We start from the raw sequence: 26,106 nt of genomic DNA, 5'->3' as shown, positions 1-26,106 counted from the left end.
ACGAGGGGGAAAATTTCCCTCGGTCCGGCCTTCGGTTCCCGCACCTGCCGATCCCCCGATGTTCCCTACACAGTTAGCGTCAAATCGTCGAAATGGATCACTGGAACAACGAATTCCGAAGGTGAACACCTCTTGACCTGCGGATCACGTCAGGATTGCATGGCGCGCTGGGAGCGACGAAACCACTCACCACGTCCTCGTCTGGAGGCGATACCGCTCCCGTGCTCAAACACCGCACCTTTTGATCGGAACCGCACGATGACCGACACGCTCAGCGCACCACAGGCGCTCGCCCCGGCGACCGGCCCCACCCCCCAGAAGCTCAAGCGCTCCATCGGCGTCGTGGGCGGCACGCTGCTCACGCTGTCCTGTGTGACGCCCGCCTCGACCCTCTTCGTGGTCGTGCCGGACCTCTTCTCCAGCCTCGGCACGTACACGGCCCTGACCATCGCCATCGGCTCGCTGCTCTGCATCGCGGTCGCCTTCTGCTACTCGGAACTGGGCACCCTCATCCCCAGCGCCGGCGGCGAGTACGCCATGGTGTCGACCATGGCGGGACGGCTCGCCGGATGGCTCGTCTTCGTGCTGTCGCTGCTGGTCGTGATGATCGTGCCCCCGGTGATCTCCATGGGGACGGCGGACTACCTGGCGCCCATCGTGCACATACCGGCCCCCGTCGCGGGCGCCGGGGTCATGCTGCTCGCCACCCTCGCCGGTCTGCTGGACCTGCGCGCCAACGCGTGGATCACCGGAATCTTCCTGGTCCTCGAAGTGATCGCGGCGGGCGTCGTCGCCGTACTGGGCTTCGCCCACACCGAGCGCGGCGGATCGGCTCTGGTGCACGGCACGGTCGCCTCCGAGGGCGGCTCCCACTCCACCGTCACCGCGATGATGGTGGTCTCCGGACTGGCCATCGCGCTCTTCATCACCCAGGGCTTCTCCACCGCCGTCTACCTCTCCGAGGAACTGGAGAACCCGCGGCGCAACGTGGCCCGCACCGTGCTCGCCACCCTCGCCATCTCCACCGCCGTCATCCTGATCCCGGTCATCGCCATCACCATGGGCGCCCCGGACCTGGAGGCCCTGACCTCCGGCGACCTCAGCACCATGGTCACCGCCTGGTCCAACTCGGCGGTCGGCACCTTCGTCAGCCTCTGCGTCGCCCTCGCGATCATCAACGCGGGCATCGTCATGGTCATCCAGAACTCCCGGGTGCTCTTCGCCTCGGCCCGCGACAAGGCATGGCCCGCACCGGTCAACAACGCCCTGGCCCGGCTCGGCCGGTTCGGCTCGCCGTGGGTCGCGACCCTGGTCGTCGGCGTACCCGGCGCGGCACTCTGCTTCGTCAACCTCGACACCCTGTACGGCGTCACCGGCGTCTCCGTCACCGCCATGTACCTGCTGGTCGCCGTCGCGGCCCTGCTCTGCCGCCGCGGCACGCACCGCGAGGCTCCGGCCTGGCGCATGCCGCTGTGGCCCGCGGTCCCCGTGCTGCTGATCGCCGTGCTGGCGTACATCCTGACCCAGCAGGAGGCCGAGTACCTGCTGTGGACCGGCGGCATCACCGCGGTCGCCACGCTCTACTGGGCGCTCTATCTGCGGCCCCGCCGCGAGACCCGCTGGCTGGTCAGCATTCCGGAGGACGTCCAGTCCTGACCGGGGCACCTTCCGTGCGGTGCGCGGCCCGTCGGCGGAGATCCTCCACCGGCGGGCCGCGCCCGTTCGCGCCCGTCGCCCGACCGGACGCAGCGCCGCCCCGGCGACGGGCGGACCCGCCCCGCATTGCCCACAGTGGGACGAGGAGCGTCGTCGGAACACGGGGAGCAGTGGGCGGGATGGGTGTCGAACGGGTCGGAGTCGTCGTGCACCAGGGCCGCCCCGAGGCCGTCGTCGCGGCCGGCGTCGTACGCGACTGGTGCGCCCGGGAGGCGATCCCCTGCACCGACATCGACGTGTGGCGGGACGACGGACACAGGCGCGGCGGACGCGAGGAGGCCGACGTCGCCGGGAACCCCGATCTGATCGTGACGCTCGGCGGCGACGGTACGTTCCTGCGCGGCGCCAGGATCGCCGCGAAGAACGACGGCGCCGTGCTCGGGATCGACCTGGGGCGCGTCGGCTTCCTGACCGAGGTCCCGTCCGCCGACGTGGTCCGGGCGCTCGACGCCGTCCGCCGGGGCCGGGCGGAGTTCGAGGAGCGCATGACCCTGACCATGCGGGCCTCCCGGGTGCTCGAAGTACCCCCGGACATCGACGCCCTGATGGGCTACGGCCGCCGCCCGATGCTGCCGCCGCCCCAGGTCGCCCCGGACGCGGAGGCCGCGGCGGAGGGCTGGGGCGTGGCCCTGGACGTCACCGCCCTCAACGACATCGTGGTGGAGAAGCTCGCCCGCGACCGGCAGGTGAGCCTCGGCGTCTACATCGGCGGCAGGCTCCTCGCCTCGTACTCCGCCGACGCCGTCATCATGGCCACGCCCACCGGCTCGACCGCGTACAGCTTCGCCGCCGGGGGGCCGGTGGTCTCACCGCGCATGGACGCGGTCCTCTTCACCCCCGTCGCGGCGCACATGACCTTCGGCCGCACCGTGGTCGCCGCGGCCGACGAACCGATCGCCGTACGGGTCCTGCCGCACTCAGGCCAGGCCGCGGTCACCATCGACGGCCAGCTGCGCGGCGTGCTGGACGCCGGGGACTGGCTCGGGGCGTACGCGGCACCGCGCCGCCTGCGGATCGTCCGGCTCGGCCCGCACGACTTCTACGGCCGGCTGCGCACCCGCCTGCGACTCACCGACGCCCCCGCCACAGCGGCCGACGGCGAGAGCGCTCCGCTCTTCCGCCACGACGGGCCGGTCCCGCACGACCTCACCCACCTCCACCTCGCCCCTTAGCCGGTCTTCGGCGGTCCCCGGCCGGAGCGCCCGGCGGCGCCGCTATAGTCGGCCGCTGCGGGACAGCGGCCACGGGGGAGCGGCCGGGGGTGGTGCCACGTACCGGCTGCCCTGCTTCCCCACCCGCTTCCGAGCCGTCGACGACGCCCCGGAACGCTCTCGCCGCCCGTGCCGTCCACGGAAGGGGCCACGCGATGCCGGCCGTCCTCGTCCTGCTGCTCTCCGGCACCTGGCTGCTGTCCGGCGCCCTGGTCACCGGGACCGACCCGTTGATCGTCGCCGTGGGCCGCACCGCGGTCTGCTGCGCGGTGCTCACCGCCGTCGCGGCCGCCCGCGCGGACGGCCGGGCCGAACTGCGCCGGGTCGCCGCCCGGCCGGGCACCGTATGGCTGTTGGGCCTGCTGGGATTCGCCGGATACGCGGCGGGCACGCTCCTGGCCGTATCCCGGATCGGGACCTCGCTGGCCAACATCGTCGTCGCGCTGCTGCCGTGCGCCACGGTGGCGGTCGGCGCGCTGTTCTTCGGTGAGCGCTCCGGGTTCCGCAAGGCACTCGGCGCGGTGCTCGCCTGCGTGGCGGCCGCGGGCTACGCGGCGCTCGGCGCCGGGGCGGGGAACGCGGACGGGACGGGGCTGCTGCTGGTCGCGGGGGCGACCGTGGCCTTCGCGGTCTACGGATTCCTGTACCGGGAGCGGATGTCGGGGCTGCCACCGCTCACCGTGCTGCCCGTCCTGCTCGCGGCCGCCACCTGTCTGCTGCTGCCGATGGCGCTGCCCGCGCTGGTCTCGCGCCCGCCGACGCCTGCCGCGATCGGCGGCATCGCGCTGCTGGGCGGGGCCGTGTACGCGCCCGCCTATCTCGTGCAGCACCGGCTCATCCTGATGCGTGGGCCGGTCTTCACGGCGGCCGTGCAACTGGCCGTGCCTTTCACGGTGCGGCTCGGTGACTGGGCACTGGGCTCCGCGCCCGCGCCGTCCGCCGCGGAGCTGCTGCTGCTCGCGGTGTGCTGCGGCGGCATCGCGCTCGTCACCGTACAGCCGTCTCCGCAACGGCTCACCGGTACGGAGACGGCGCAATGAGCGCGGGCCGGGGGTGCCGGGGCACGGTTCCCCGATGGTCCGCTGCCCGGGGCGGGGCCCGCCCCGGGCAACGGGACCTGGTGCGGGCCGGACTCAGAAGGTGACGTCCGAGCAGGCGTAGAACGCGTTGCCGGTGTCGGCGATCGTCCAGACGCCGAGGATGAGGTGCTTGCCCGACTTCTGCGGCAGCACCCCGGAGTGGGTCACGGTGGACCCCGGCAGACGGCCGCCGAAGGGCACGGTCAGGAACGGCTGAGGCTCCAGATCGGCCCTGGTCAGCGGCTTGGTGGGGTCGTATCCGTCCTTGGTGATGTAGTAGCGGAAGTCGGTCGTGGCGTGCCGGGCCTCGATCTGCCAGCGGAAGGTGTAGCTCTGTCCGGCGGTGACCTGCGTCGCGGGCCAGGCACCGCCGCGCGGGTCGTCGAGCTCGGAGAACCGGCCTATGCCGCCGGCGCAGATGGTGCCGTCGACCGGACCACGGGCGGGGAAGCCCTTCGGGCCCTCGACGCTCGGCGGTTCCCACTGGATCTGGCCGCAGTTGCGCACGGTGCCGATGCCGCAGAGCTGCTGACGGCTGATGGGGGCGTCGGTGTAGCCATGGGCCTGGGCGCTGCCGGTGGTGGCGAGCAGAGAGGCTCCGGCCATTCCGAGTCCCAGGACGAACGAGGTGATCCTTCTGCGCATGCTTCGCTCCTGAGGGAGGTGTGGGGGCGCTGCGAGACGAGTGAAGGAAGGGGCGCCCCGCCTTCACTAGGTCTAGACCAACTCCGAGACTAGTCAGGGCAATTCGTCATGTCCATACCATTGGCGCGTCGCCATGCGCAGGGGGTCGTGCGCGAGCCGCAACCGCCGATCGGGTGAGGGGCGAGGGCATCGAACGGGCCGGCGCCCATCGGATCCGGACATGCCGGTTGCGGCATCGCGTCGGATCGGGTGGCTCGAAGGGGAGTCCTCGTGAGTGCCGGCGTCACCGGGCTTACAGGTAAGGGGAGTTGCCCGTATGCGGACGACAACTCCGGGGAATTCGCCAGGCAATGGACTATTCGACCCCGCTTAATCGGATCGCCGGGGGCGACTACCGGACATCCGTGATCAACGCCGGCCGTGGGCGGGCGGTGGTCGTCGGGGCGAGGGCGTGTCGGAACGGGCCGTGTGGTTGCGGCGCCATATCAAGGAGTCCCGAGTGGTGCGCAGTTGGGCGCATCTCCGGATGCGGGTCGCATTCGGTGTGCCGCCGAATGGATTCGCCGATATGAAAAGTAATTAATATGCGTGGCATTTTGGGATGGCTTGTGGGGCGCTCTTGATTTTGTCGCGGCTGCCGCAATCTGCCGTCACGCGGCTTGAATTCGACGGTTGAGTCAGCTCATCAGGGAAAAATTACTAGGGCGGACCCCGGTGGCAACACCCAGGCCCGCGGAGCCCATGAAGAGGCTCCTCCCACACTTCAGTCCCCATTCTCCGCGCGTGACAGTCGACGAACATTCGTCCGGTCGCGTGCGTTCGCAGGTAATCAATTCAGATTTTCATTCGCGGACCGTGTGCCCTGATGCGCACTGTCCCGTGCTGGATCCTTCCGAAAAGGTGCTGAGAGTGGAAAGTTGCGAACCGCTGCCCGGCGGTGGCCCGGAGGTGAGTTCCGGTCGGGCCCGAGGCCAAGATACTCCGGTATTCTTCGCGCGCGCTGTCCTGCGCGCGTCGGCGTACCCGCTGCTCCTGGTGAGTACGGTCGCCGTGGGCGCCGTGGCGCTGCAGCTCGACTGGGACCCCGGCCGGGTGAGCCCGCTCTTCCTCATCGGCGTCATCGTCTATCTCACTGCACTCGAACGGCTGATTCCGCACGAGCGGTCCTGGCATCCGGACGCCCGTGAATGGCGTTGGTACGGTGTCTACTTCCTGCTGACGATGGCGGCCAGCGCGGTCGCCCAGTATCTCGTCACCGCGATGGTCGTGAGACTCTCGCCGCAGGAGCCCGCGCTCAACCTCTGGGCGGAAATTCCGGCGGCGCTGCTGACCGGTTCGCTGGCGAGCTACGTGGTGCACCGGCTGGGACACACCAATGCCGTGCTCTGGCGGCTGCACGGCGTGCATCACGTGCCGGAAAAGGTCAACGTAGCGAACAACGGCGTCAATCACGTCCTCGACATCGTCTTCGCGCAGGGGACCGTCCAGCTGGCGCTCTCGCTGGTCGGGTTCTCCAGTCGATCCGTGTTGGTCGTAGGCCTCTTCGTGGCCGCACAGGGCTATTTCGTGCACGCCAACATCGAGGTGCGCATCGGCCCGTTCAACCATCTGCTCGCCAGTCCGGAGCAGCACCGACTGCACCACAGCACCGACCTGTCCGAGGCCGGCCACTACGGCTCGGACCTGTCGATCTGGGACCACCTCTTCGGCAGTTACACCTGGCGGCCCGGCCGCGAACCGGTCGCGGTCGGCCTCGGTGACCCCGCGTCGTTCCCGCCCACCGGGGAGATCGTTTCCAGCCTTCTCCACCCCTTGCGCCGTGCGAAGGCGCCCGGAACCGGTCCCACCTGAACTTGCATTTCCACGCCGTGCCGCGGCGCCACGACCTAGGAGTACGACCTTGCCCGACATGAACAGCGCCTCTGTGAGCGACAAGGTAGCGATCATCGGCATTGGGTGCCGACTGCCCGGCGGTGCGTCGGACCATCGCTCTTACTGGCAGAACCTCATGGAGGGCAAGGACTGCATCACACCGACGCCTGCCGACCGCTACGACGTCGGCAGCCTCGGCAGCAGACACAAGGACAAACCCGGACGCCTGATCGGTGGCCGCGGCGGATACATCGACGGCTTCGACGAGTTCGATCCGGCGTTCTTCGGGATCAGCCCCCGCGAGGCCGACCACATGGACCCTCAGCAGCGGAAGCTGCTCGAAGTGGCCTGGGAGGCGCTGGAGGACGGCGGACAGCGGCCCGCGGAGCTCGCCGGCAGCAACACCGCTGTCTTCGTCGGGGCGTTCACGCTGGACTACAAGATCCTCCAATTCTCCGACCTGGGCTTCTCGTCGCTGGCCGCGCACACCGCCACCGGCACGATGATGACGATGGTCTCGAACCGTCTCTCGTACTGCTTCGACTTCCGCGGCCCGAGCCTGTCGATCGACACCGCGTGCAGTTCCTCGCTGGTGGCGGTGCATCTTGCCTGCCAGAGCCTCAACAACCGCGAGACCGACCTCGCGCTGGCCGGTGGCGTCCTGCTCCACATGGCCCCGCAGTACACCATCGCCGAGACGAAGGGCGGATTCCTCTCGCCCGACGGGCGGTCGCGCGCCTTCGACGCCGAGGCCAACGGCTACGTCCGGGCAGAGGGCGTCGGCCTGGTCGCGCTCAAGCGGCTCGACGACGCCCTGCGCGACGGCGATCCGATCCACGCAGTGATCCTCGGAGCGGGCGTCAACCAGGACGGCCGGACCAACGGCATCACGGTGCCCAACGCCGACGCCCAGGTCTCCCTCATCCGACGCGTCTGCGGCGAGGCCGGGATCACCCCCGGCGACCTCCAGTACGTCGAGGCGCACGGCACCTCCACCCCCGTCGGCGACCCGATCGAGGCGAACGCGCTGAGCCGGGCCCTGTCCGTCGGCCGCCGTCCCGACGCGCCCTGCTACGTGGGCTCGGTGAAGACGAACATCGGGCACACCGAATCGGCGGCGGGCATCGCCGGACTGATCAAGACCGTGCTCTGCCTCGAGCACCGCATGATCCCGCCGCACATCAACCTGGAACAGCTCAACACCGCCATCGACCAGGCCTCCTCCCCGTTCCGGATCCCCACCGAGCCGACTGCCTGGCCCGCGCACGAAGGACCGGCACGGGCCGGTGTGAACTCGTTCGGCTTCGGCGGAACCAACGCCCATGTCGTACTGGAGCAGGCACCCGAACGGGCCGTGACACAGCCCGCTGCCGACGAACGCTCCTGGAACATCCTGCCGTTGACGGCCCGTGCACCTGAGGCGCTGCCCGAGCTGGCGGCCGGGATCCGCCGTGAGCTGGCGGGCACCGACGGCCCCGCGGTCGCGCTGTCCGACCTCGGTCACACCCTGGCCCACCGCCGCCAGCACCTGGAGTCACGCCTCTCGGTCGTGTACTCCTCGCGAGCCGGACTCGACGAGGCGCTCGCCGCCCACATCCAGGGCGAACCGCACCCCGGAACCGTCCTGGGCAAGCAGCTGGAGACCGAACAGCGCGGCCTGGTCTGGGTCTTCACCGGGATGGGACCGCAGTGGTGGGGAATGGGCCGCCAACTGCTCGACGGTGACCCCGTCTTCCGGGAGGCCATCACCCGTTGCGACCGGGCCATCAGGGCGATCGCGGGCTGGTCCCTGATCGAGGAGATGCGGGCCGGCGAAGCGCAATCGCGGATGGCCGAGACCTGGCTCGCACAGACCGCCAACTTCGCCGTGCAGGTCGGCCTCGCGGCGATGTGGCGCCACTACGGGGTGCGTCCCGACGCCGTCGTCGGCCACAGCACCGGGGAGGTCGCCGCCTTCTACGAAGCGGGCGTGTACACCCTGGAGGACGCGGTGAAGGTGGTGATCCACCGCAGCCGGCTCCAGCAGAAACTGACCGGCACCGGAACCATGCTCGCCGTGAGCCTGCCCGAGGAGGAGGCCCAGGCCCGGGTCGCCCCCTTCGGGGACCGGGTGTCGGTGGCCGCCGTCAACAGCCCTTCGGCGGTCACCCTGGCCGGGGACCGGGACGCGCTCGCGGAACTGGCGGACCAGCTGCAGGCCGAGCAGGTCTTCGCCAAGTTCCTCACGGTGCAGGTTCCGTACCACAGCGCCGGCATGGAGGCGATCAAGGACGAGCTGCTGGCCTCGCTGGAGGGGCTCGACCCCCGGCCGGCGACGGTCCCGCTGTACCTGACCGGGCAGGAGGGAACGGCACGCGGCACCGAGCTGGACGGGCACTACTGGTGGAAGAACGTGCGTGACCGCGTCCGCTTCCGCTCGGCCGTCGACCGGCTCGCCGACGAAGGATTCGGGCTCTTCCTGGAGATCGGCCCGCACCCGGTGCTCGGCCATTCCATCCGCGAATGCCTCGAGGACCGGGCCACCGCCGCACGGACCATCCCGTCGATCCGCCGGCAGGAGGACGAGGCCGAGCGCTTCGCCACCTCGCTCGCGGAGCTCCACAACCTCGGCGTCCCCATCGACTGGCACACCCTGCACCCCGCAGGCAGCCCCGTCGTCCTGCCCCGCTACCCCTGGCGGCGCGACCGCTACTGGACGGAGCCCGCATCCGTCGCCCAGGTCCGCCTCGGCCGCATCGACCACCCGCTGCTGGGCCGTCGCACCACGGACATCGAGCCGACCTGGCACGCCACCCTGGACACGGAGCGGCTGCCGTACCTCGACGACCACCGCATCCAGTCCACCGTGGTCTTCCCGGCGGCGGGCTATCTGGAGATGGCCACACAGGCGGTCCGCTCCCTGACCGGCGGCACCCACGCCGTGCTGACGGACATCGAGTTCCGCAAGGCGCTGTTCCTCCCCGAGGGCGAGGACCGGGACGTACGACTGAGCCTCTCCTCGCAGAACGCGGCCTTCACCATCGCGTCCGCCGCAGAGGACGAGAACGGCCGCGCGGTACACGCCCGCGGCGTCGTCCGCTCCGGCCAGCCGCGCCCGGCCGGACCCCGCGTCGACACCGCGGCGCTCCGGGCCGGCACCCGGCGACGGCTCGACGGTGCGGACTGCTACGCGGCCCTCGCCGAGCTGGGCTACCACTACGGTCCGGCGTTCCGGGCCATCGAAGAAGTGTGGATCGGGAACGGGGAGGTCCTCGCCCGGCTCCGGCCGCCCGCCGCGATCGGCGACGACGCGGCCGGACACCACATCCACCCGGTACTCCTCGACGCCTGCTTCCAGTCCCTGCTGGCCACCCAGCTCCCCGAAACGCAGAGCGCGACCGGACCGGAGCGGGAGAGCACCGGCATCCGTCTCCCCCTGTCCATCGAAGAACTGCGCCTCGCCCCGGTCGGGGACCGGCCGATCTGGGTGCACGCACAGGTGACCCGCGACAGCGGGGACGAGCTGGTCGGCGACATGGAGCTCTACGCCGACGACGGCGAGCCCCTCGGCGGCATCCACGGCTTCCGGGCAGCCGACGTGGAGAAGGCGTCCACGACGGTCGGTCTCGGCACGATCGACGCCTGGCTGGCCGAGACCGTATGGACCGACAGCCCCTCCGCCGGGGAAGCCGACACTCTGCCGACCGGCGGCCCCTGGCTGCTGTTCGCCGACCGCCAGGGCGTCGCGGACGCTCTGAAGGACCTGCTCACCGCCCGTGGCGAGCGGTGCCACCTGGTGCGCCCGGGAGACACCTACAGAAGAAGCGACGACGGTACGGAGTTCACCATCGACCCCGGGGCCGAAGCGGACCTGGAACGGCTCTTCGCCGAACTCGACGGAGCCGGTGACGGTACGGACGGCACGGGCCGTGCGAACGGGCCCGTCGGCACCCTCGTGCACCTGTGGAGCCTCGACCTGCCGCGGTTCGCCGAGGCCACCCCGCAGGACCTCGTACGCCACGACGACAACGGGGCCTACTCGCTGATCGCCCTCGCCCGCACCCTGCTGCGCCGCGAAGCGACCGGCCGACTGCACATCGTGACCCGTGGCACGCAGCACACCGGCCCCGGCGACACCGTCGAGCCGCTGGGAGCACCCGCCTGGGGCGTGGGCCGGGTGCTCCGGCACCAGGAACTGCTCTCCCACCCCGGCAAGCTGATCGACCTGGGATCCGCCCCGCGGAGCGAAGCGGGCCGTCGGGCCGAGGCCGATGCGCTGCTCCGGGAATTCCTCACCGCCGACGAGGAAGAAATCGCCCTGCGTGGCGAGACACGTCTCACCAGCCGCATCCGGCAGGCGGAGCAGCTCACCCACCCCCTGCCCCTGAGCCTGCGCACCGATGGGAACTACCTGGTAACCGGCGCCTTCGGCGCCCTCGGCCGGCTGCTCTGCCGCACGCTGGTACGGCGCGGGGCCCGCAGCCTGATCCTGATCGGGCGGACCGTACTGCCCGAGCGCTCCGCCTGGCGGGGCCTGGACCCGGAAAGCGCCGCGGGCCGCGCCACCGCCTTCGTCAAGGAGCTGGAGGCACTCGGGGCCCGGGTCGTCCTGGCCCCGCTCGACATCACCGACGAGACCTCGTTCACCACCTGGCTCACCGCCCACCGCCGCACCGACCCGCTCCCCGTGCGCGGGGTGTTCCACCTCGCCGGACAGGTCCGCGACACCCTTGTCGAGGACATGGACCGCCGGACGTTCGCCTCGGCCCACGACCCCAAGGCAGTCGGTGCGTACCTGCTCCACCGCCATCTGCGGGACGAACCCCTGGACCACTTCGTCCTGTTCGCCTCCATCGCCTCACTGCTCACCACGGCCGGCCAGACCAACTACGCCGCGGGCAACGCGTTCCTGGACGCGCTGGCCGAGCACCGGCGCACTCTCGGACTGCCGGGGCTGAGCGTGGACTGGGGCCCCTGGGCCACCGGCATGATCGAGGAGCTGGGGCTCGTCGACCACTACCTCCACAACCGCGGGATGAGCTCCCTGGCGCCGGACGTCGGCATGGCCGTACTGGAACGCGTCATCGGCCAGGACCGCGCCCAGCTGCTGGTGGCCACCGTCGTCGACTGGCCGGTCTTCCTCGCCTGGTACGCGACACCGCCCGCGCTGGTCTCCGAGCTTGCCGCCGCGGCCCCCGCAGGGTCGCCCGGCGGGCCCGGCGAGGGCATCCTCGACGCCTTCCGCCACGCCGACCCGGCCGGGCGCGTGACCCTGGTGACCGGACGGTTCATCGAGCTGACCGCGTCCGTGCTGCGGACCGGGCCCGAACGGATCGATCCGCTGGCCGGACTCAACGCACTGGGACTGGACTCGCTCCTGGCGATGGAACTGCGCGCCCGGCTCAGCTCCGAGCTCGGTGTCGCACCGCCCGTGGTGGCCCTGCTGAGCGGCACGCCGGTCGCCGAGCTGATCACCCAGCTCCACGACGCGCTGGCCGAGCTGGTCGCCCATCAGGCCGGGGGAACCGACCAGGACGCCGTCGAGGTGTTCGAGGACGAGTTCCGTCACCCGCTGACGCAGAACCAGAAGGCCCTGTGGTTCCTCAGGCAGCTCAACCCCGAGGGCTACGCCTACAACATCGGCGGTGCCGTCGAGGTCCGGGTCGCCCTCGAACCCGATCTCATGTTCGAAGCCGTGCGCTGCATGGTGGCCAGGCACCCCGCGCTGCGGACCAACTTCCTCACGGTCGACGGCGTCCCGCTCCAGCAGGTCTCGCGGGAGGCGAACGCCGACGTCGCCCTCTTCGACGTGCAGGGCCAGGAATGGGAGGACATCCACCGCGTCATCGTCGCCGAGTACCGCAAACCGTACGACCTGGAACACGACCCGCTCTTCCGCTTCCGGCTCTTCAAGCGTGGCGATGACCGCTGGGTGATCATGAAGGCGGTGCACCACATCGTCTCCGACGCGATCTCCACCTTCACCTTCATCGAGGAACTCCTCGCGGTGTACGAAGGGCTGCGCCAGGGCCAGGCACCTTCGCTTCCCCCGGTCACCGCCCGCTACCTGGACTTCCTCAACGCGCAGAACCGCTTCCTGGCAGGACCCGCCGCACCGCGCATGTTCGACTACTGGCGCACGCATCTGCCGGCCGAAGTCCCCACCCTGGAACTCCCCGTCGACAAGCCCCGTCCCGCCGTGCAGACACACAACGGCGCCTCGGAGTTCTTCGTCCTGGACGCAGAGCTCACCGCCCGGGTGCACACCCTGGCCCGTGAGCACGACGTGACCCCCTTCATGGTGCTGCTCAGCGCCTATTACGTGCTGCTCCAGCGCTACTCGGGCCAGGATCAGGTGATCGTCGGAAGCCCGGTGACGGGCCGTACCGAGCAGGAGTTCGCCTCCGTCTACGGCTACTTCGTCAACCCGCTGCCGCTCCACGCCGACCTGTCCGGGGACCCCTCCGTCGGCCGGCTGCTGCAGCAGGCCAGGACGACCGTGCTCGGCGGCCTGGACAACCAGGAGTACCCGTTCGTCCTGCTGGTCGACAAGCTGGGGCTCCAGCACGACCCCAGCCGCTCCGCGGTGTTCCAGGCCATGTTCATCCTGCTCACCCACAAGGTCGCCACCGAGAAGTACGGTTACCGGCTCGAGTACATCGAACTCCCCGAAGAAGAGGGCCAGTTCGATGTGACCCTGTCCGTGTACGAGGACGAGGCGGACCACCGCTTCCACTGCGTCCTGAAGTACAACACCGACCTCTTCGTACCCGAGACCATGCGGCGGATGGCGCGGCACTACACCGCGCTGGTCAGCAGCATGACCGCGTCTCCGGCGGACCGGCCGACCTCCCGGCTGGAGATGCTGGGCGCCGATGAGCGCGAACGGCTGATCGGCGAGTGGAGCGGCGCCGCGCACCTCGCCCTGCCCGCGGCGGAGGAGACGGACAGCTTCCGCCCCGTGCACCAGCTGATCGGCGAGACCGCCGCCCGCTGCCCCGACGCCGTGGCGATCACGGTCCCGGCACCCCGTGGGGCGGCCCACCGGGTGACGTACGCGGAGCTGGACCGCAGGTCCGAGGAGTCCGCCCGGCGGCTGCGCGGGCTCGGAGTCGGTGCGGGATCGGTCGTGGCGCTCTGCCTGGACAAGTCGCCCGAGCTCCTGGTGGCGATCCTCGCCGTCCTCAAGGCCGGCGGTGCCTATCTCCCGGTCCCGGCGGACCACCCGGCCGACCGGGTCGCCCATGCGGTGCGGACCGCGGACGCGGCCCTGGTGCTCACCGCGGACGACGCGGGCCGCGACCGCCTGGCGCAGCCGGCGGCCCGGACACTGACCCTGCGGGAGCTGCACGAGAGCGCCCCGGTCGGTGAGCCGCTCGGCCCCGACGCCGCGGTGGACCCGGAATCACCCGCGTACGTCATCCACACCTCAGGCTCGACCGGCCTCCCCAAGGCCGTGCGGGTCAGCCACCGCAACCTCGCCTCGGCGTACGGGGCCTGGCTCCAGGAGTACCGGCTGGACCGTGACGTCCGTGTCCACCTCCAGATGGCCGCCCCGTCGTTCGACGTCTTCACCGGTGACGTGGTGCGCGCACTGTGCTCCGGCGGCAACCTGGTGCTCGTCGACCGCGACCTGCTCTTCGACACCGAGCGCCTGTACGCCACGATGCGCGAGGAGCGCGTCGACTGCGCGGAGTTCGTGCCCGCCGTCGTACGCGGCCTCATGGAGCACTGCGAACGCCGCTCGCTGCGCCTGGACTTCATGCGCCTGCTGGTCGTCGGCTCCGACGTGTGGAAGGTGGGGGAGTACCGCAGGCTCCAGGAACTGTGCGGTCCGGGCACCCGCCTGATCAACTCCTACGGTGTCACCGAGGCGACCATCGACAGCGCCTGCTTCGAGGGGCCGGTCGACGACCTGGAGCCCGGGCGGATGGTGCCGATCGGGCGCCCGCTGAGCAACAGCACGCTCCATGTGCTCGACCGGCACGGCGAGCCGGTGCCACCCGGCGTCCCCGGCGAGCTGTGGATCGGCGGCGAGGGGGTGGCCCTCGGCTACGCGGGCGACCCCGGGCTGACCGACAGCCGCTTCGTCACCCGGACCCTGAGCCGGGAGCCTGGGGCGGGCCCCGTGCGCCTCTACCGCAGCGGTGACGCGGCGCGCTGGGACGCGGACGGCCGGATCCACCTGCTCGGCCGGGCCGACGGCCAGATCAAGCTCCGGGGGCACCGCATCGAACTCGGCGAGATCGAGGCACACCTCGCGCAACGCCCCGAACTGGCCCGCGCGGTCGTCACCGTACGCCCCGACGCCCGGGGGGACGACGTGCTCTGCGCCTACTGCGTCCCGGTCGACGGGGCGACCCCGGACCGGCGCGCGCTGCGGCGGCACCTCGCGGACCAGCTCCCGGGCTACATGGTTCCGGCGCACTTCGTCATCGTGTCGCAGCTGCCGCTGACCGCCAACGGAAAGGTCGACCCGGCCGCTCTGCCCATGCCCCGGTTCGACCTGGAGGACGAGCCCGAGGAAAAGCCCCGCACACCCTTCGAGGTGAGCATGGCCCGGCACTGGAAGGAACTGCTCGGACTGGAACAGGTCGGCCTCACCCACGAGTTCTTCGAGGTCGGCGGCAGCTCCATCAAGCTCATCGAGCTGATCCACCGGCTGCGCAAGGAGTACGGCGTCGGCATCCCCGTCAGCCTGCTCTACCGGGTGACCACCCTGCACGGGATGGCCGCGTCACTGGAACGCCTTGCCACCGGCTCGGTCTTCGACGACCTGCCCTATCTCGGCTTCAACACCGACCAGGAGCGGACCGTGTTCTGCTTCCCGCCGGCCGGTGGCCACGGGCTCGTCTACCGGGAGTTCTCCGTCAGAATGCCGGAACACCGGCTGATCGCGTTCAACTACGTCCCCGGAGCGGACAAGGTCGCCCGCTACGCGGACCTGGTCGAGGCCGACCAGCCGCGGGGACGCTGCCACCTCCTCGGCTACTCCCTCGGCGGCAACCTCGCGTTCGAGGTGGCCAAGGAGCTCGAAGACAGAGGACGCGAGGTCGCCCATGTGGTCGTGCTGGACTCGCACCGCATCGTCGAAGCGTACGTACCCGGACCAGAGCACATCGAGTTCTTCGAGGCGGAACTCACCGAGCACCTGCGCAAGCACACCGGATCGGACGCGGTGGCCCGCGAGACCATGGACCAAGCAGCTGAATACCTGGCCTTCTGCGGGCGTACCCCGAACCTGGGAACGGTGTCCGCGACAGTCAGCGTGATCACGGACCAGGAGAAGACGGCACTCTACGCCGCGGACGCGAGCGGCACCTGGCACGGCAGCTCCACCACGGCAACGGCCGTGCTGCGCGGCTCAGGCGTCCACGCCGACATGCTCGACCCCAAGCACGTGGCCCGCAACGCCGAGCTGGTGCGCGACATCCTGCGGGAGGGCGGCCCCGATGCCCGCTGAGGCGGAGGACGAGTGGAGCACCCGGGACCGGGCGGCGGACGGAAGGCCCCGGGTCATCGTGATCGGCGCGGGCGTCGCGGGCATGTCCACCGGGTGCTACGCGCAGATGAACGGGATGAACTCCCGCATCTTCGAGAAGCACGTACTGCCCGGCGGCTGCTGCACCGCCTGGTCGCGAGAGGGCTACATCTTCGACTACTGCATCGAGTGGCTGATCGGCACGGCCGAGGGTAACGAAGCCAATCAGGTGTGGCGCGAGCTGGGGGCGCTCGACGGCAAGACGATCACCAACTTCGAGATGTTCAACCGGGTCGTCGACGAGACCGGCCGCTCCGTGACGTTCTACAACGACCCGGACCGGCTGGAGCGCCACCTGCTGGACCTCTCACCCGCCGACGCCCGGCTGATCCGTACCTTCTGCCGGGACCTGCGCCGGTTCACCCGCATCGAGCTGTACCCCTTCCTCACCGCCCCCGCGCTGCGCACCGTACGGGAGCGGGCGGCGATGCTGCGCACCGTCCTGCCCGCGTTCCGGCTGTTCTGGCGCACGGCGGCGACACCGATGCACACCTTCGCCGACCGGTTCCAGGACCCACTGCTGCGCCGGGCGTTCCGCAACATCTTCTTCCAGGACCCGGAAGGCTTCCCGCTCCTGCCGTACCTGTTCAACATGGCGGGTGCCCACCACCAGAACGCCGGTTTCCCGCAAGGAGGTTCACTGGGCCTCGCCCGGTCCATCGAGGAGCGGTACACCTCGCTCGGCGGACAGATCGGCTACCGGGCCCGTGCCGAGCGCATCCTCGTCGAGGACGGCCGGGCCATCGGGATCGAGCTGCGCAGCGGACAGCGCTACTACGCCGACCACATCGTCTCCGCCTGCGACGGCCACACCACGATCCACGGGCTGCTGGAGGGCCGGTTCACCGGCCCCCGGATCGACAAGCTCTACGACGAACTGCTGGACCGCCCGGGAACGCTGTTCCCCGCGGTGGTCTCCGCCTTCGTCGGCGTCAAGGGCGAGCTGGACGGCGACCGGGCCCACAGCACCACCTACCTGCTCCGCCCCGAGGACGCCGAGCGACTGCCCGGCGCCCTGCAGAACAGCGTCGTCGTCCAGCTGCGCTCCGACTACTCCGACGGCTTCGCCCCGCCCGGAAAGTCGGTGATCCACTGCACCTACTTCAGCGACTTCGCGTACTGGAAGGCGCTGCGGGCCGCGGACCGCAAGGCGTACCGCGCGAAGAAGCAGCAGGTGGCGCGGTTCGTCGAGGAGTTCCTGGAGCGCACGATGCCGGGAATGGGCGGGCGCATCGAGTTGGTCGACGTCGCCTCGCCGGCCACGACCCGCCGCTACACCGGCAACCACGACGGATCCATCCTGGCCTGGAAGGCGTTCTCCGAGGCCGACGACATCTCGGCCAAGCTGGTCGGCAAGGACCGCATGCGCCTGCCCGGCCTGAGCGGATTCTCGATGGCCGGGCAGTGGGTCGGCATGGGCGGACTGATCCGCGCCGCTTCCACCGGACGCTTCGTCGTCCAGTACCTCTGCGACGAACTGGGAGTCGGGTTCACCGCATCCGAGAGCGGGGGCACCGAGCCCTGGCACCCCGGAAAGCTGGGCCGACTGCCCCAGCTCGACAAATGGTCCATGCGTGGTGACACCCGGACATGAAGACCGAGGAGAACAGGATCGTGCCGCGTTCCGAACGACAGTCGATGATCATCATCGGCGCTGGGCTGGGCGGTCTTTCCACCGGCTGCTACGCCCGGATGAACGGCTACCGGACCCATGTCCTGGAGATGCACGAGCTGCCCGGCGGCTGCTGCACGGCCTGGGACCGCGGTGACTTCCGGCTGGACCCCTGTGTCAGCTGGCTGCTGGGCAGCGGCCCCGGTAACGAGATGCACCAGATCTGGCTGGAGCTCGGCGCGCTCCAGGGCAAGGAGATCCGGCACTTCGACGTGTTCAACGTCGTACGCGGCACGTGCGGCCGGGCGGTGTACTTCTACTCCGACCCGGACCGGCTCCAGGCCCACCTCACCGAGCTCTCACCCGCCGACGCGCCTCTGATCAAGAACTTCTGCAAGCAGCTGCGCGCCTTCCGGCGCTGCCTCGCCGTCTATCCGTTCCTCAGGCCGGTCGGCCTGATGCCGACGATGGAGCGCTGGCGCATGCTGGCCTCCTTCATCCCGTACTTCAACGTCGTGCGCAAATCCATCAGCGTCCTGATGACCGACTACTCGGCGCGGTTCAAGGACCCCCTGTTGCGCGAGGCGTTCAACTTCATCCTGTACGAGAAGCATCCGGCCTTCCCCGTCCTGCCGTTCCACTTCCAGCTCGCCTCGCACGCCAATCTCTCGGCGGGCGTTCCCGAAGGGGGATCGCTGGGGCTGGCCGAGTCGATCGAGCGGCGCTACCGGCGGCTCGGCGGCGAGGTGACGTACAACGCCAAGGTCGAGGAGGTGCTGGTCGAGGACGACCGTGCGGTCGGGGTGCGGCTCAGCGACGGACGCGAACTGCGGGCCGACATCATCGTCTCGGCCTGCGACGGACGCACCACGATGATGGATCTGCTGAAGGGCCGCTACCTCAACGAGGACTACCAGCGCCTCTACACCCACACCATCGAGCAGCCCGGCATGGTCTTCCCCGGCTACGTCACGCTCTTCCTCGGCCTGCGCCGGGAGTTCCCCGACGCAGATCCCTGCACCACCTATCTGCTCGACGAGAAGGAGGCGGCACAGCTCACCGGCATCCGGCACCCCAGTATCAACGTCCAGTTCCGTAACCGGCACTACCCCGAGCTCTCCCCGGCCGGGACGAGCGTCGCCTACGTCACGTACTTCTGCGACATCGCCCCCTGGCGCGCCCTGGACGAAGGCCCCGAGCAGGTGACCCGTAAACGGGGCGGCCAGGAGCTGCACACCCTTCCGGTACGCCACGGCAAGGGCTACTACGCGGCCAAACGCCGGGCCCGCGAGACGCTCGTGGCCTTCCTGGAGCGACAGCACCCGGGGATCTCGGACGCGATTGCCGTACGGGACGTGTCCAGTCCCCTCACCCAGGTCCGCTACACCGGCAACTACGACGGCACGGTGCTCGGCTGGCAGCCCTTCGTGGAGAGCGGGGAAACCCTGGAGACACTCATCAAGAAGCACGGCCCGGGCCTGCCAGGACTGCGCAATTTCTACCAGTCCGGCGTCTGGGCGACCACCGGCGGGCTGATCCGCGCGGCGGCGGCCGGCCGCCATGTCATGCAGTTCGTCTGCCGCGACGACGGCCGCGCCTTCACGGCGTCCGTCGACGACAGCGGCCCGCCGCCGACCCACCGCGTCATCGAGGTGGGACCCCGGCCGGTGTCACGGCCCGTCACGGAGGGCCGGCCGGCCCTCGTCGAGCGAAGGGGAACGGGATGAAGGCCAGGAAATGGGTGGTCCGCGAGCACGTGGAGGGCGTACCCGACGTCGGCAGGATCTACGGACAGGTCGAGGAGGAGCTGGACACCGCACTGGCACCCGACGAGATGCTCCTGCGGACCCGCTACGTATCGGTGGACCCCTACCTCCAGGGCATCGCCCTGGACACCCCGCTGGGCGCGCACATGGGGGCCGACTCGATCATGGAAGTGCTGGATGCGGGCCCGGAGGCGCCCCATCGGCCCGGGGACCTGGTCCAGGGATTCGGCGGCTGGCGCACCCACCTCGTCAGCAACGGGGCGGCCACCCCCTGGCAGACCGGGACGTTCCCGATGGTCTTCCCGGCCTTCCGTCGCCTGGACCCGGGCTGGTACGACGACCTGCTGCCGCTGCCGACCGCGCTCGGCGCCATGGGCGGCCCGGGCATGACCGCCTGGGGCACCCTGACCAAGTTCATGTCGGTCCGCCCGGGGGACACCCTCGTGATCAGCGGCGCCTCCGGCTCGGTCGGCTCGCTCGTGGGCCAGCTGGCCAAGCGCGCGGGCGCCCGGGTGGTCGGCACGACCTCGTCGACGGAGAAGGCGGACTACCTCGACGAGCTGGGATTCGACGCGGTCGTCCTCTACCGGCACGGCGACAACCCCGATGCCGTCCGGGACGCCTTGCAGTGGGCCGCCCCGGACGGCGTCGACAAGTACTTCGACAACCTGGGCGGCACCGTCACCGATGCGGTGTTCTCCATGCTCAACGTGGACAGCCAGGTCGCCGTGTGCTGGCAGTGGGCCACCCAGGTGGGCCGCGAGGCCACCGGACCCCGCCTCCTGCCGTACATCATGTTCCCGCGCGCCCACGTCCGGGGGATCTTCTCGCTGGAATGGTTCACCGAGGAGAACTGGCACGCGCTCCACGAGGAGCTCGGTGGCCTGATCAGGCGAGGAGAGGTGCGCTGCCGGCACACCATTCATCAGGGCTTCGACAACATCCCGGAGGCCTACCGGAGCCTCTACCAGGGCACGGGGGGCGGCCGGGGCAAGGTCCTGGTCGAGCTCTGAGCCCGCTTCGGCGCCGTCGCGCCCGACGTGCCAACCGTTCCGCAGTCCGTCGTATTTGTGCAGACCAGGAGGTCCCGTGTCCTGCCCCGCCGACGCCCGCGTCCGCCCCGGCCCGTCCGTACCACCGATGCACCGGCTGACGTTCGAACCGGCCGGACCGCCCCGGACCGTCGCGCTGCCGGACGGCGGCGAGGCATGGCTGGTGACCCGCTACGCCGACGTCCGCAAGGTCCTGACCGACAGCCGGTTCGGCCGGGCCGCGCTGCACGCACAGGACGCCCCGTCCCGCTCCGGTGAAACCGGCCTGGTGAGCAGTCTCGACCTGATCTTCAATCAGGACGGGGAGGATCACCTACGGCTCCGCCGCACCATGCGCCGCGCTTTCACACCGCGTGCCGTGGCCCGCTGGCGGCCCTGGATCGAGACGATCGTCGAGCAGTGCCTGGACGATCTGGAGGCCGGCGGGTGCCCCGCCGACCTGGTGGCCGGTTTCACCCTGCCGCTGCCCGTCGCGGTGATCAGCAAACTGATGGGCCTCGACACCGAGGCCCGGGACCGCCTGCGGCACTGGAGCCAGTACGCCTTCTCGGACGGCTCCCATCCCGAGGAGGAAATGGCCTCCGCGCTGGCCGAGTTCGCCGCCTTCGGAGCGGAAATGCTGGCGCAGCGGCGGAAGGAGCCCGGCGAGGACCTGACCAGTGTGCTGGTCACGGCCGCCGACGAGGAGGGAGGCGTTCCGGAGGGGCAGCTCATCGATCTGGTCTGTGGGCTGGTGGTGGGCGGCCATGACAGCACCATGACGATGCTGAGCAACTCGCTGCTCTATCTGCTCGGCGAACGCCAGGAGGTCTGGCCCAAGATCGCGGCGGACGAGGAGGCCGCCGGGGCCGTGGCGGAGCGCCTGCTGCATCTGATTCCGCTCGGTGACGACCAGGGGTCACCGCGGCACGCGGCCGTCGACACGGAGGTGGGCGGGGTGGTGATCCCGGCCGGTTCGGTGGTCCTCGCCGACTGCCAGGCGGCCAACCGCGACCCCGAGGTGTTCGCCCCCCGGCCTCTGGGCGACCTCTTCGCGCCCCTTCCGGCGCCCACCCTGTCGTTCGGGGCCGGTGTGCACTACTGCATGGGCGCCTGGCTGGCCAGGCTGGAGCTCCAGCTGGCCCTGCACCGGCTGGCCGGCCGGATCCCCGGGCTGCGTCTGGCACAGCCCGGCGACACCGTCGAATGGCACCTCGGCTCCACCTCCCGCAGTCCCCGGCGGATCGAGGTCACCTGGTAGGAGCACGTACCCGCGGGGCGGGCGTCAGGCTCGGGGCTTCGGCCACTCCTGGGCGCTCGCCCACGCGGCGTAGGAGGTCCAGGGCACGTTCGGGAACTGCTTCCGCAGGGCCGCGAGGTCCACCTGATAACCGCCGTTCGCGAAGAAGCGGTACATGGCGAACATGTCAGGGTTGACGTCCCGGAGATCCTCCAGCGGTGACTGGAGGAAGGTGACCGTGCCGCCCGCCGCCCGCCCGATCTCCTCGGCCATCCGGACCGGGGTCGGATCGTCTCCGGCCACTTCGATCCGCTGTCCGATCCAGCGCCCGGGATCGGCGACGACCGCGGCCACGACACGGCCCAGATCCTGCCGGGCCACCTGCTGGAGCGGGGTGTCCCCGGAGATCGGCATGGTGAGCAGGCCGGCGGCCACCTGGTCCCTGCCGCCCAGCGCGTTGTCGTAGAAGTAGGCGGGGGCCACCACCGTCGCGGGCAGGCCGGAGGAGGCGAGCAGCTTCTCGGTGCGCGCCTTGGTCTCGAAGTGGGGTACGCCGGTGTCGCGGTCCGCACTCGCGACGGACGCCATCACCAGGTGCGGCAGGGCGGAGTCCGCCGCCGCCCGTACGATGGCCTTGCCCTGGGCGACCTCGGCATCCAGTCCGTTCTGGAACGGGGTGGTGACGGCGAACGCGGCCGAAGCGCCCCGGAACGCGGCGGCCAGCGAATCCGCGTCGGCCAGATCCCCCGGTACGAGCTCTGCCCCGGCCGAGGCCAGGGCGCGGGCCCGCCCGCCGGAGGGATCGCGTACCACGGCGCGTACCGTCAGCCCCGCCTCCAGCAGAGCGGCGGCGACCGCACCGCCCTGGCCGCCGGTCGCACCGAGCACCGCGATGGGCATGAGGTCTCCTTGATCGAGTGGCATGCGTCCATGCTGACCGCAACCGGCCGCGGGCGCCACTGTGGCGCGGGGCCCGGTCGGCGGCGTGTCGTGCGGCGACCGGAGCTCACGCGGTCCGGGCAGGCGGAATGCGGCGAATGTGCCCGCACCCGCCGCCAGCAGCATCACGCACCCCGCGAAGACCAGCCCGGCCGGTCGCAGCCCGAGCCGGACGGCCAGGACGCCGACCCCGACCATCGGTAGGGAGATCCCGGCGTAGGCGACGACGAAGAACGCCGAGATGGTGCCGCCACGGTGCCGGGCCGGGGCGGCGTCACCGATCAGGGAGAGGGCGGCCCGGAAGGCCAGTCCCTGGCCGGTGCCGCCGAGCAGGGCGCCCAGGACGAGCAACGTCAGCGAGGCCGTGAGCAGCGACGACGCCACCAGCAGCAGCCCGGTGAACAGGATGCCGCAGCCGACCGGCAGTGCGCGTCGTGAGCCGATCCGCCGGGTCAGGGACTGCCCGGCGGTCGAGGCCAGGAACACGGAGAAGACCACGGCCCCCGCCACGGCGAGGTTGTGCACCTCCAGGGTCTTCGCGACGAAACTCGGTGTTACCGCGGTGAACAGGCCGAGCAGGGCGAAGCCCGCGAACGCCGCCAGTGAGGCGGGCAGGAAGACTCCCCTGACCTCGGGCGGAACGGACAGCCTCCGCGGTCTCAGGGGCGGGCGGGGCCCGGTCCGCCGCACGGTCTCCGGCAGCTGCCAGGTGATCCCGCAGGCGAGCCCAACCAGCCCGAGGTGGACCCAGAAGGGCAGGGTCAGCGGCCAGGGCGTGTACTGCGCGAGGATCCCGGAGAGCAGTGGGCCGCAGCCCAGACCGCCCATGTTGGCCGCGGTGGCGGCGAAGCCGGCGCGGGCCCGGTGCGCGGGAGCGGCCAGTTCGATGACGGCCGCCGTCGCCGCGCCGCTGAGCAGCCCGGCCGCGCAGCCGGACAGCAGCCGTCCCGCGAAGAGCAACGGCAGACCCCGCTCCAGAAGGAAGCATCCCGCGCTCGCCGCCGACAGCCCCATGGCGCACAGCAGTACGGGTCGCCGCCCGACATCGTCGGAGCGGTTTCCCGCCAGCAGGAGCACGCCGATGACCGCGATGGCGTACACGGCGAACACCACGGTCACCATCAGTTCGGAGAACCCGATCCGCTGCTGGTAAAGCCCGTAGAGCGGGGTGGGGAGGGTGGTCCCGGCCATCCCGATGGCGAACACCGCGGCCGCGGACAAATAGCCGGGCCGCCACCGGCCGCGGGTGGTGGATGCGGGGGTGCGGACGTTCACACATCTCACCTCGCGGCCGGGTCCGGGACGGGCGGCCAGGGGCTTTAAAGCCCCGGAGTCCGGGGGATCAGTCCCAGAGCTGCTGTGTCATGACGCGTCCGGTGAGCGCGGGCATGCCGTCGGTGTAGACGAGCTGGATCCGGGTGAACCGCTGCACATCGGCGTGGGACCGGGAGGCCTCCGGACGGTCCAGCCGCACGATGACGGGGTACGAGTGGAACTTGCCGGCCGCACAGTACGGCTGACAGTCGTTCACGTTGTCGAGCGCCGTTCCCATGGCGGAGGACGGGCCCCAGTGCGACCAGTGGATGTCGGTGAGGCGGTTGTTGCCGTCCCCGCAGGCGAGCAGGAACTCTCCCGGGCGTACCTGCGCGTTCGAGAAGCAGTCGATGGCCACTACACGGGTCGCCGAGTGCGAGGGTGCGGAGGCCGTCATGGATGGGGGAGCGGAGGTGGAAGCGGATGCCGGAAGGGAAATCGCTGCGGCGAGTGCTGTGGTGGCGCACAGCGTGAACACGGTCCTGAGCTGGTGCTTTTGCATGTCGGCTCCTCGGCTGCCTGGCGTCGGGCCGACACCGCTCGAGGCGGTCGCCGGGCGCGGCGCCCTTCTTCCAGCCGTTGTTCCTGCATCGACAATATGGCCACACCCAGTGATACACCACCCGTACGGGTGATAACAGTGTAAAAATGGTGCGAAAGGTATTCGAGCTGTCGCCCGCCGCTCGTCGGCTCGTCGTCCTGTGCCGGGCGGTGAGCCGACGATGGTCAGACGGTGTGGTCCGGGTGGGCCGTGGCCGCCTCCCATTCGGCGCGGGTCGGGCCGTCGAACGAGGGCGTGAAATCCGGGTGACGGTCGAGCCAGTGCGCGAGGCGGGCGCGCACCTCTTCGGTGCCATAGGCCTGATCGGCGGTCAGGACGAGATGGCGGACCTTCGCGCGGGCCCGCATGACCAGCGGGTCCTCCAGCGCACAGGCGGCGAGGGCGGCCCGTTCGCGGGCGGCCGGGGAGGCGGGAACCGTCGACACCCGTGCGGGGTTGGCGAGTTGGTCGGCCTGGGCCCGGTCCGCGGTGACCTGGCGGTCGAACCAGGGGCGCAGTGTCCGCCGTGTCCAGCGGTGGTACGCGGCGGTGAACGATGCCGGGTCCTCGGCCTCGTCAGCGTGCTGGGAAACCCACTGTGCCGCCCACAGCGCCATGGAAATGCCCTGACCCGTCGTGGGGTTGGTGTACGCGACCGAGTCCCCGACGCCGACCAGGCCGGTGACCACGGGGCCGTCGGCGTCGGCCAGTGAGATCCAGCGATTGTGCAGGCCACCCATCGCCAGCACCCCGGAGACCGCCTCGGGCTCCAGGGCCAGCCATGCCGCGATGGCTGGGAACATCCGGGCTGCCCGCTCGAACACCCCGGGATCACGCAGCGCCGCACGGGTCGGATCGGCGGTGGAGACCATCAGCGAGGCGGCGAGAACACCGTTGTCCGAGGGGAACACCCCGCCGCTCGCGAAGGGGGAGACCGACCCGCCCCTGACCCGCCCGGGATCGCGCGGCCCGTCGGGGCGCAGCCGGTACCAGCGGCAGAAATACGCGATGCCCACGCGGTGGTTCTCCACCACGGCGTCCCGGCAGCCCGCCCCGGCGAGCCATCCCGGCACCGGCGACCGCCGTCCGGCCGCGTCGAGCACCAGATCGGCCGGGTGCTCCCGCGCCCCGAACCGCACCCCCGTGACCTGCGGTATCTCGTCCTTCCGGTCGAACAGCAGCCCTTCGGCGGCCTCCCCGCGCCTCACGTCCACGCCCGGCTCGCGGTCCACCGCGTCGTGCAGCGCCGCCTCCAGAACGATCCGCCGGGACTGCAGTGTCACCAGGTCGTCGTCGCCGGGGCGGGCGGGCGGACGCTCGTCGAACCAGTCCAGCTCATTGCGTTCGCGTGCCCCCCGCCGCAGCGTCGCGCGATACACGTCCGGGGCCTCCGCACGCAGTACCGTCCGCACCGGCGCCAGGAGTCCGTGCGGTTGGACCGCATGGGGAACGCCCGGACGGTTCCAGTGGAAGAAGTCCTCGTCGAGGTCGCGTCCCGGCCGGTGGCCGTCCTGCTCGAACAGCGTCACCCGGTGGCCCCGGCGGCCCAGGAACAACGCTGCGGCCAGGCCGCCCATGCCGCCGCCGACTATGGCAACCCGCGTCAATGTGATCCTCTCC

Annotated in this window: 13 protein-coding genes and 1 pseudogene; 9 read left to right on the top strand and 5 right to left on the bottom strand. The window is 70.7% G+C overall.

Features of this window, described 5'->3' with window-relative positions; translation table 11 throughout:
* Window positions 1-258 precede the first annotated feature (258 nt).
* The 3 genes from ACFCV8_RS03035 (at window position 259) to ACFCV8_RS03025 (ending at window position 3,967) form a co-directional block, all read left to right on the top strand.
* Window positions 259-1,656, top strand: a complete 1,398-nt coding sequence (locus ACFCV8_RS03035; protein ID WP_376683488.1) for an APC family permease — start codon at window positions 259-261, stop codon at window positions 1,654-1,656.
* A gap of 179 nt (window positions 1,657-1,835) precedes the next feature.
* Window positions 1,836-2,888 carry an NAD(+)/NADH kinase gene (locus ACFCV8_RS03030; RefSeq protein WP_376683487.1) on the top strand — a complete coding sequence of 351 codons (1,053 nt, stop codon included), beginning with the start codon at window positions 1,836-1,838 and terminating at the stop codon, window positions 2,886-2,888.
* Window positions 2,889-3,082: 194 nt separating this feature from the next.
* Entirely contained in the window at window positions 3,083-3,967 is an 885-nt protein-coding gene (locus ACFCV8_RS03025) for a DMT family transporter (RefSeq protein ID WP_376683486.1), read from the top strand.
* A 93-nt stretch (window positions 3,968-4,060) separates the two neighbouring features.
* Here the strand turns inward: ACFCV8_RS03025 and ACFCV8_RS03020 are convergent, their stop codons facing one another.
* Window positions 4,061-4,651, bottom strand: coding sequence for a lytic polysaccharide monooxygenase (locus ACFCV8_RS03020; protein WP_376683485.1), 591 nt, complete (start codon window positions 4,649-4,651; stop codon window positions 4,061-4,063).
* Between the two features lie 948 nt (window positions 4,652-5,599).
* Between ACFCV8_RS03020 and ACFCV8_RS03015 the strand changes: the two genes are divergently transcribed.
* The 6 genes from ACFCV8_RS03015 to ACFCV8_RS02990 all read left to right on the top strand — a co-directional run bounded on the left by ACFCV8_RS03015 (window position 5,600) and on the right by ACFCV8_RS02990 (window position 21,713).
* The gene (locus ACFCV8_RS03015; RefSeq protein ID WP_376683513.1) at window positions 5,600-6,502 is read left to right on the top strand and encodes a sterol desaturase family protein; all 903 of its coding nucleotides are present in this window, start codon (window positions 5,600-5,602) and stop codon (window positions 6,500-6,502) included.
* Between the two features lie 49 nt (window positions 6,503-6,551).
* Window positions 6,552-15,965 (top strand): amino acid adenylation domain-containing protein, encoded by a 9,414-nt coding sequence (locus ACFCV8_RS03010; protein ID WP_376683484.1) that lies wholly within the window; start codon window positions 6,552-6,554, stop codon window positions 15,963-15,965.
* On the top strand, window positions 15,955-17,637 hold the full coding sequence (locus tag ACFCV8_RS03005; RefSeq protein WP_376683483.1) for a phytoene desaturase family protein: 1,683 nt from the start codon (window positions 15,955-15,957) through the stop codon (window positions 17,635-17,637). Before ACFCV8_RS03010 ends, ACFCV8_RS03005 begins: the two co-directional genes overlap by 11 nt.
* A complete protein-coding gene (locus tag ACFCV8_RS03000) occupies window positions 17,634-19,382 on the top strand; it encodes a phytoene desaturase family protein (RefSeq protein WP_376683482.1) in 1,749 nt (582 codons plus the stop codon). The genes ACFCV8_RS03005 and ACFCV8_RS03000 overlap by 4 nt, the downstream gene beginning before the upstream one ends.
* Window positions 19,379-20,434: an MDR family NADP-dependent oxidoreductase gene (locus ACFCV8_RS02995; protein ID WP_376683481.1), complete on the top strand. Its 1,056-nt coding sequence runs from the start codon at window positions 19,379-19,381 to the stop codon at window positions 20,432-20,434. The genes ACFCV8_RS03000 and ACFCV8_RS02995 overlap by 4 nt, the downstream gene beginning before the upstream one ends.
* Before the next feature lie 127 nt (window positions 20,435-20,561).
* On the top strand, window positions 20,562-21,713 hold the full coding sequence (locus ACFCV8_RS02990) for a cytochrome P450 (RefSeq protein ID WP_376683512.1): 1,152 nt from the start codon (window positions 20,562-20,564) through the stop codon (window positions 21,711-21,713).
* Between the two features lie 24 nt (window positions 21,714-21,737).
* Here ACFCV8_RS02990 and ACFCV8_RS02985 read toward each other — a convergent pair whose 3' ends face one another.
* From ACFCV8_RS02985 to ACFCV8_RS02970, 4 genes and pseudogenes are all read right to left on the bottom strand, one after another.
* Window positions 21,738-22,592 carry an NmrA family NAD(P)-binding protein gene (locus ACFCV8_RS02985; protein ID WP_376683511.1) on the bottom strand — a complete coding sequence of 285 codons (855 nt, stop codon included), beginning with the start codon at window positions 22,590-22,592 and terminating at the stop codon, window positions 21,738-21,740.
* A gap of 117 nt (window positions 22,593-22,709) precedes the next feature.
* Window positions 22,710-23,906, bottom strand: a pseudogene (locus ACFCV8_RS02980) (MFS transporter); the annotation flags it as partial.
* Between the two features lie 67 nt (window positions 23,907-23,973).
* Window positions 23,974-24,342: a hypothetical protein gene (locus ACFCV8_RS02975; RefSeq protein WP_376683480.1), complete on the bottom strand. Its 369-nt coding sequence runs from the start codon at window positions 24,340-24,342 to the stop codon at window positions 23,974-23,976.
* Window positions 24,343-24,671: 329 nt separating this feature from the next.
* Entirely contained in the window at window positions 24,672-26,093 is a 1,422-nt protein-coding gene (locus ACFCV8_RS02970) for an NAD(P)/FAD-dependent oxidoreductase (protein ID WP_376683479.1), read from the bottom strand.
* Between the last annotated feature and the right edge of the window lie 13 nt (window positions 26,094-26,106).

It is taken from the genome of Streptomyces sp. NPDC056347, assembly GCF_042262625.1.
Taxonomy (GTDB): Bacteria; Actinomycetota; Actinomycetes; order Streptomycetales; family Streptomycetaceae; genus Streptomyces.
The sequence above is the reverse complement of the archived record's forward strand: the minus strand, read 5'-3'. Positions and strand labels throughout refer to the sequence as shown.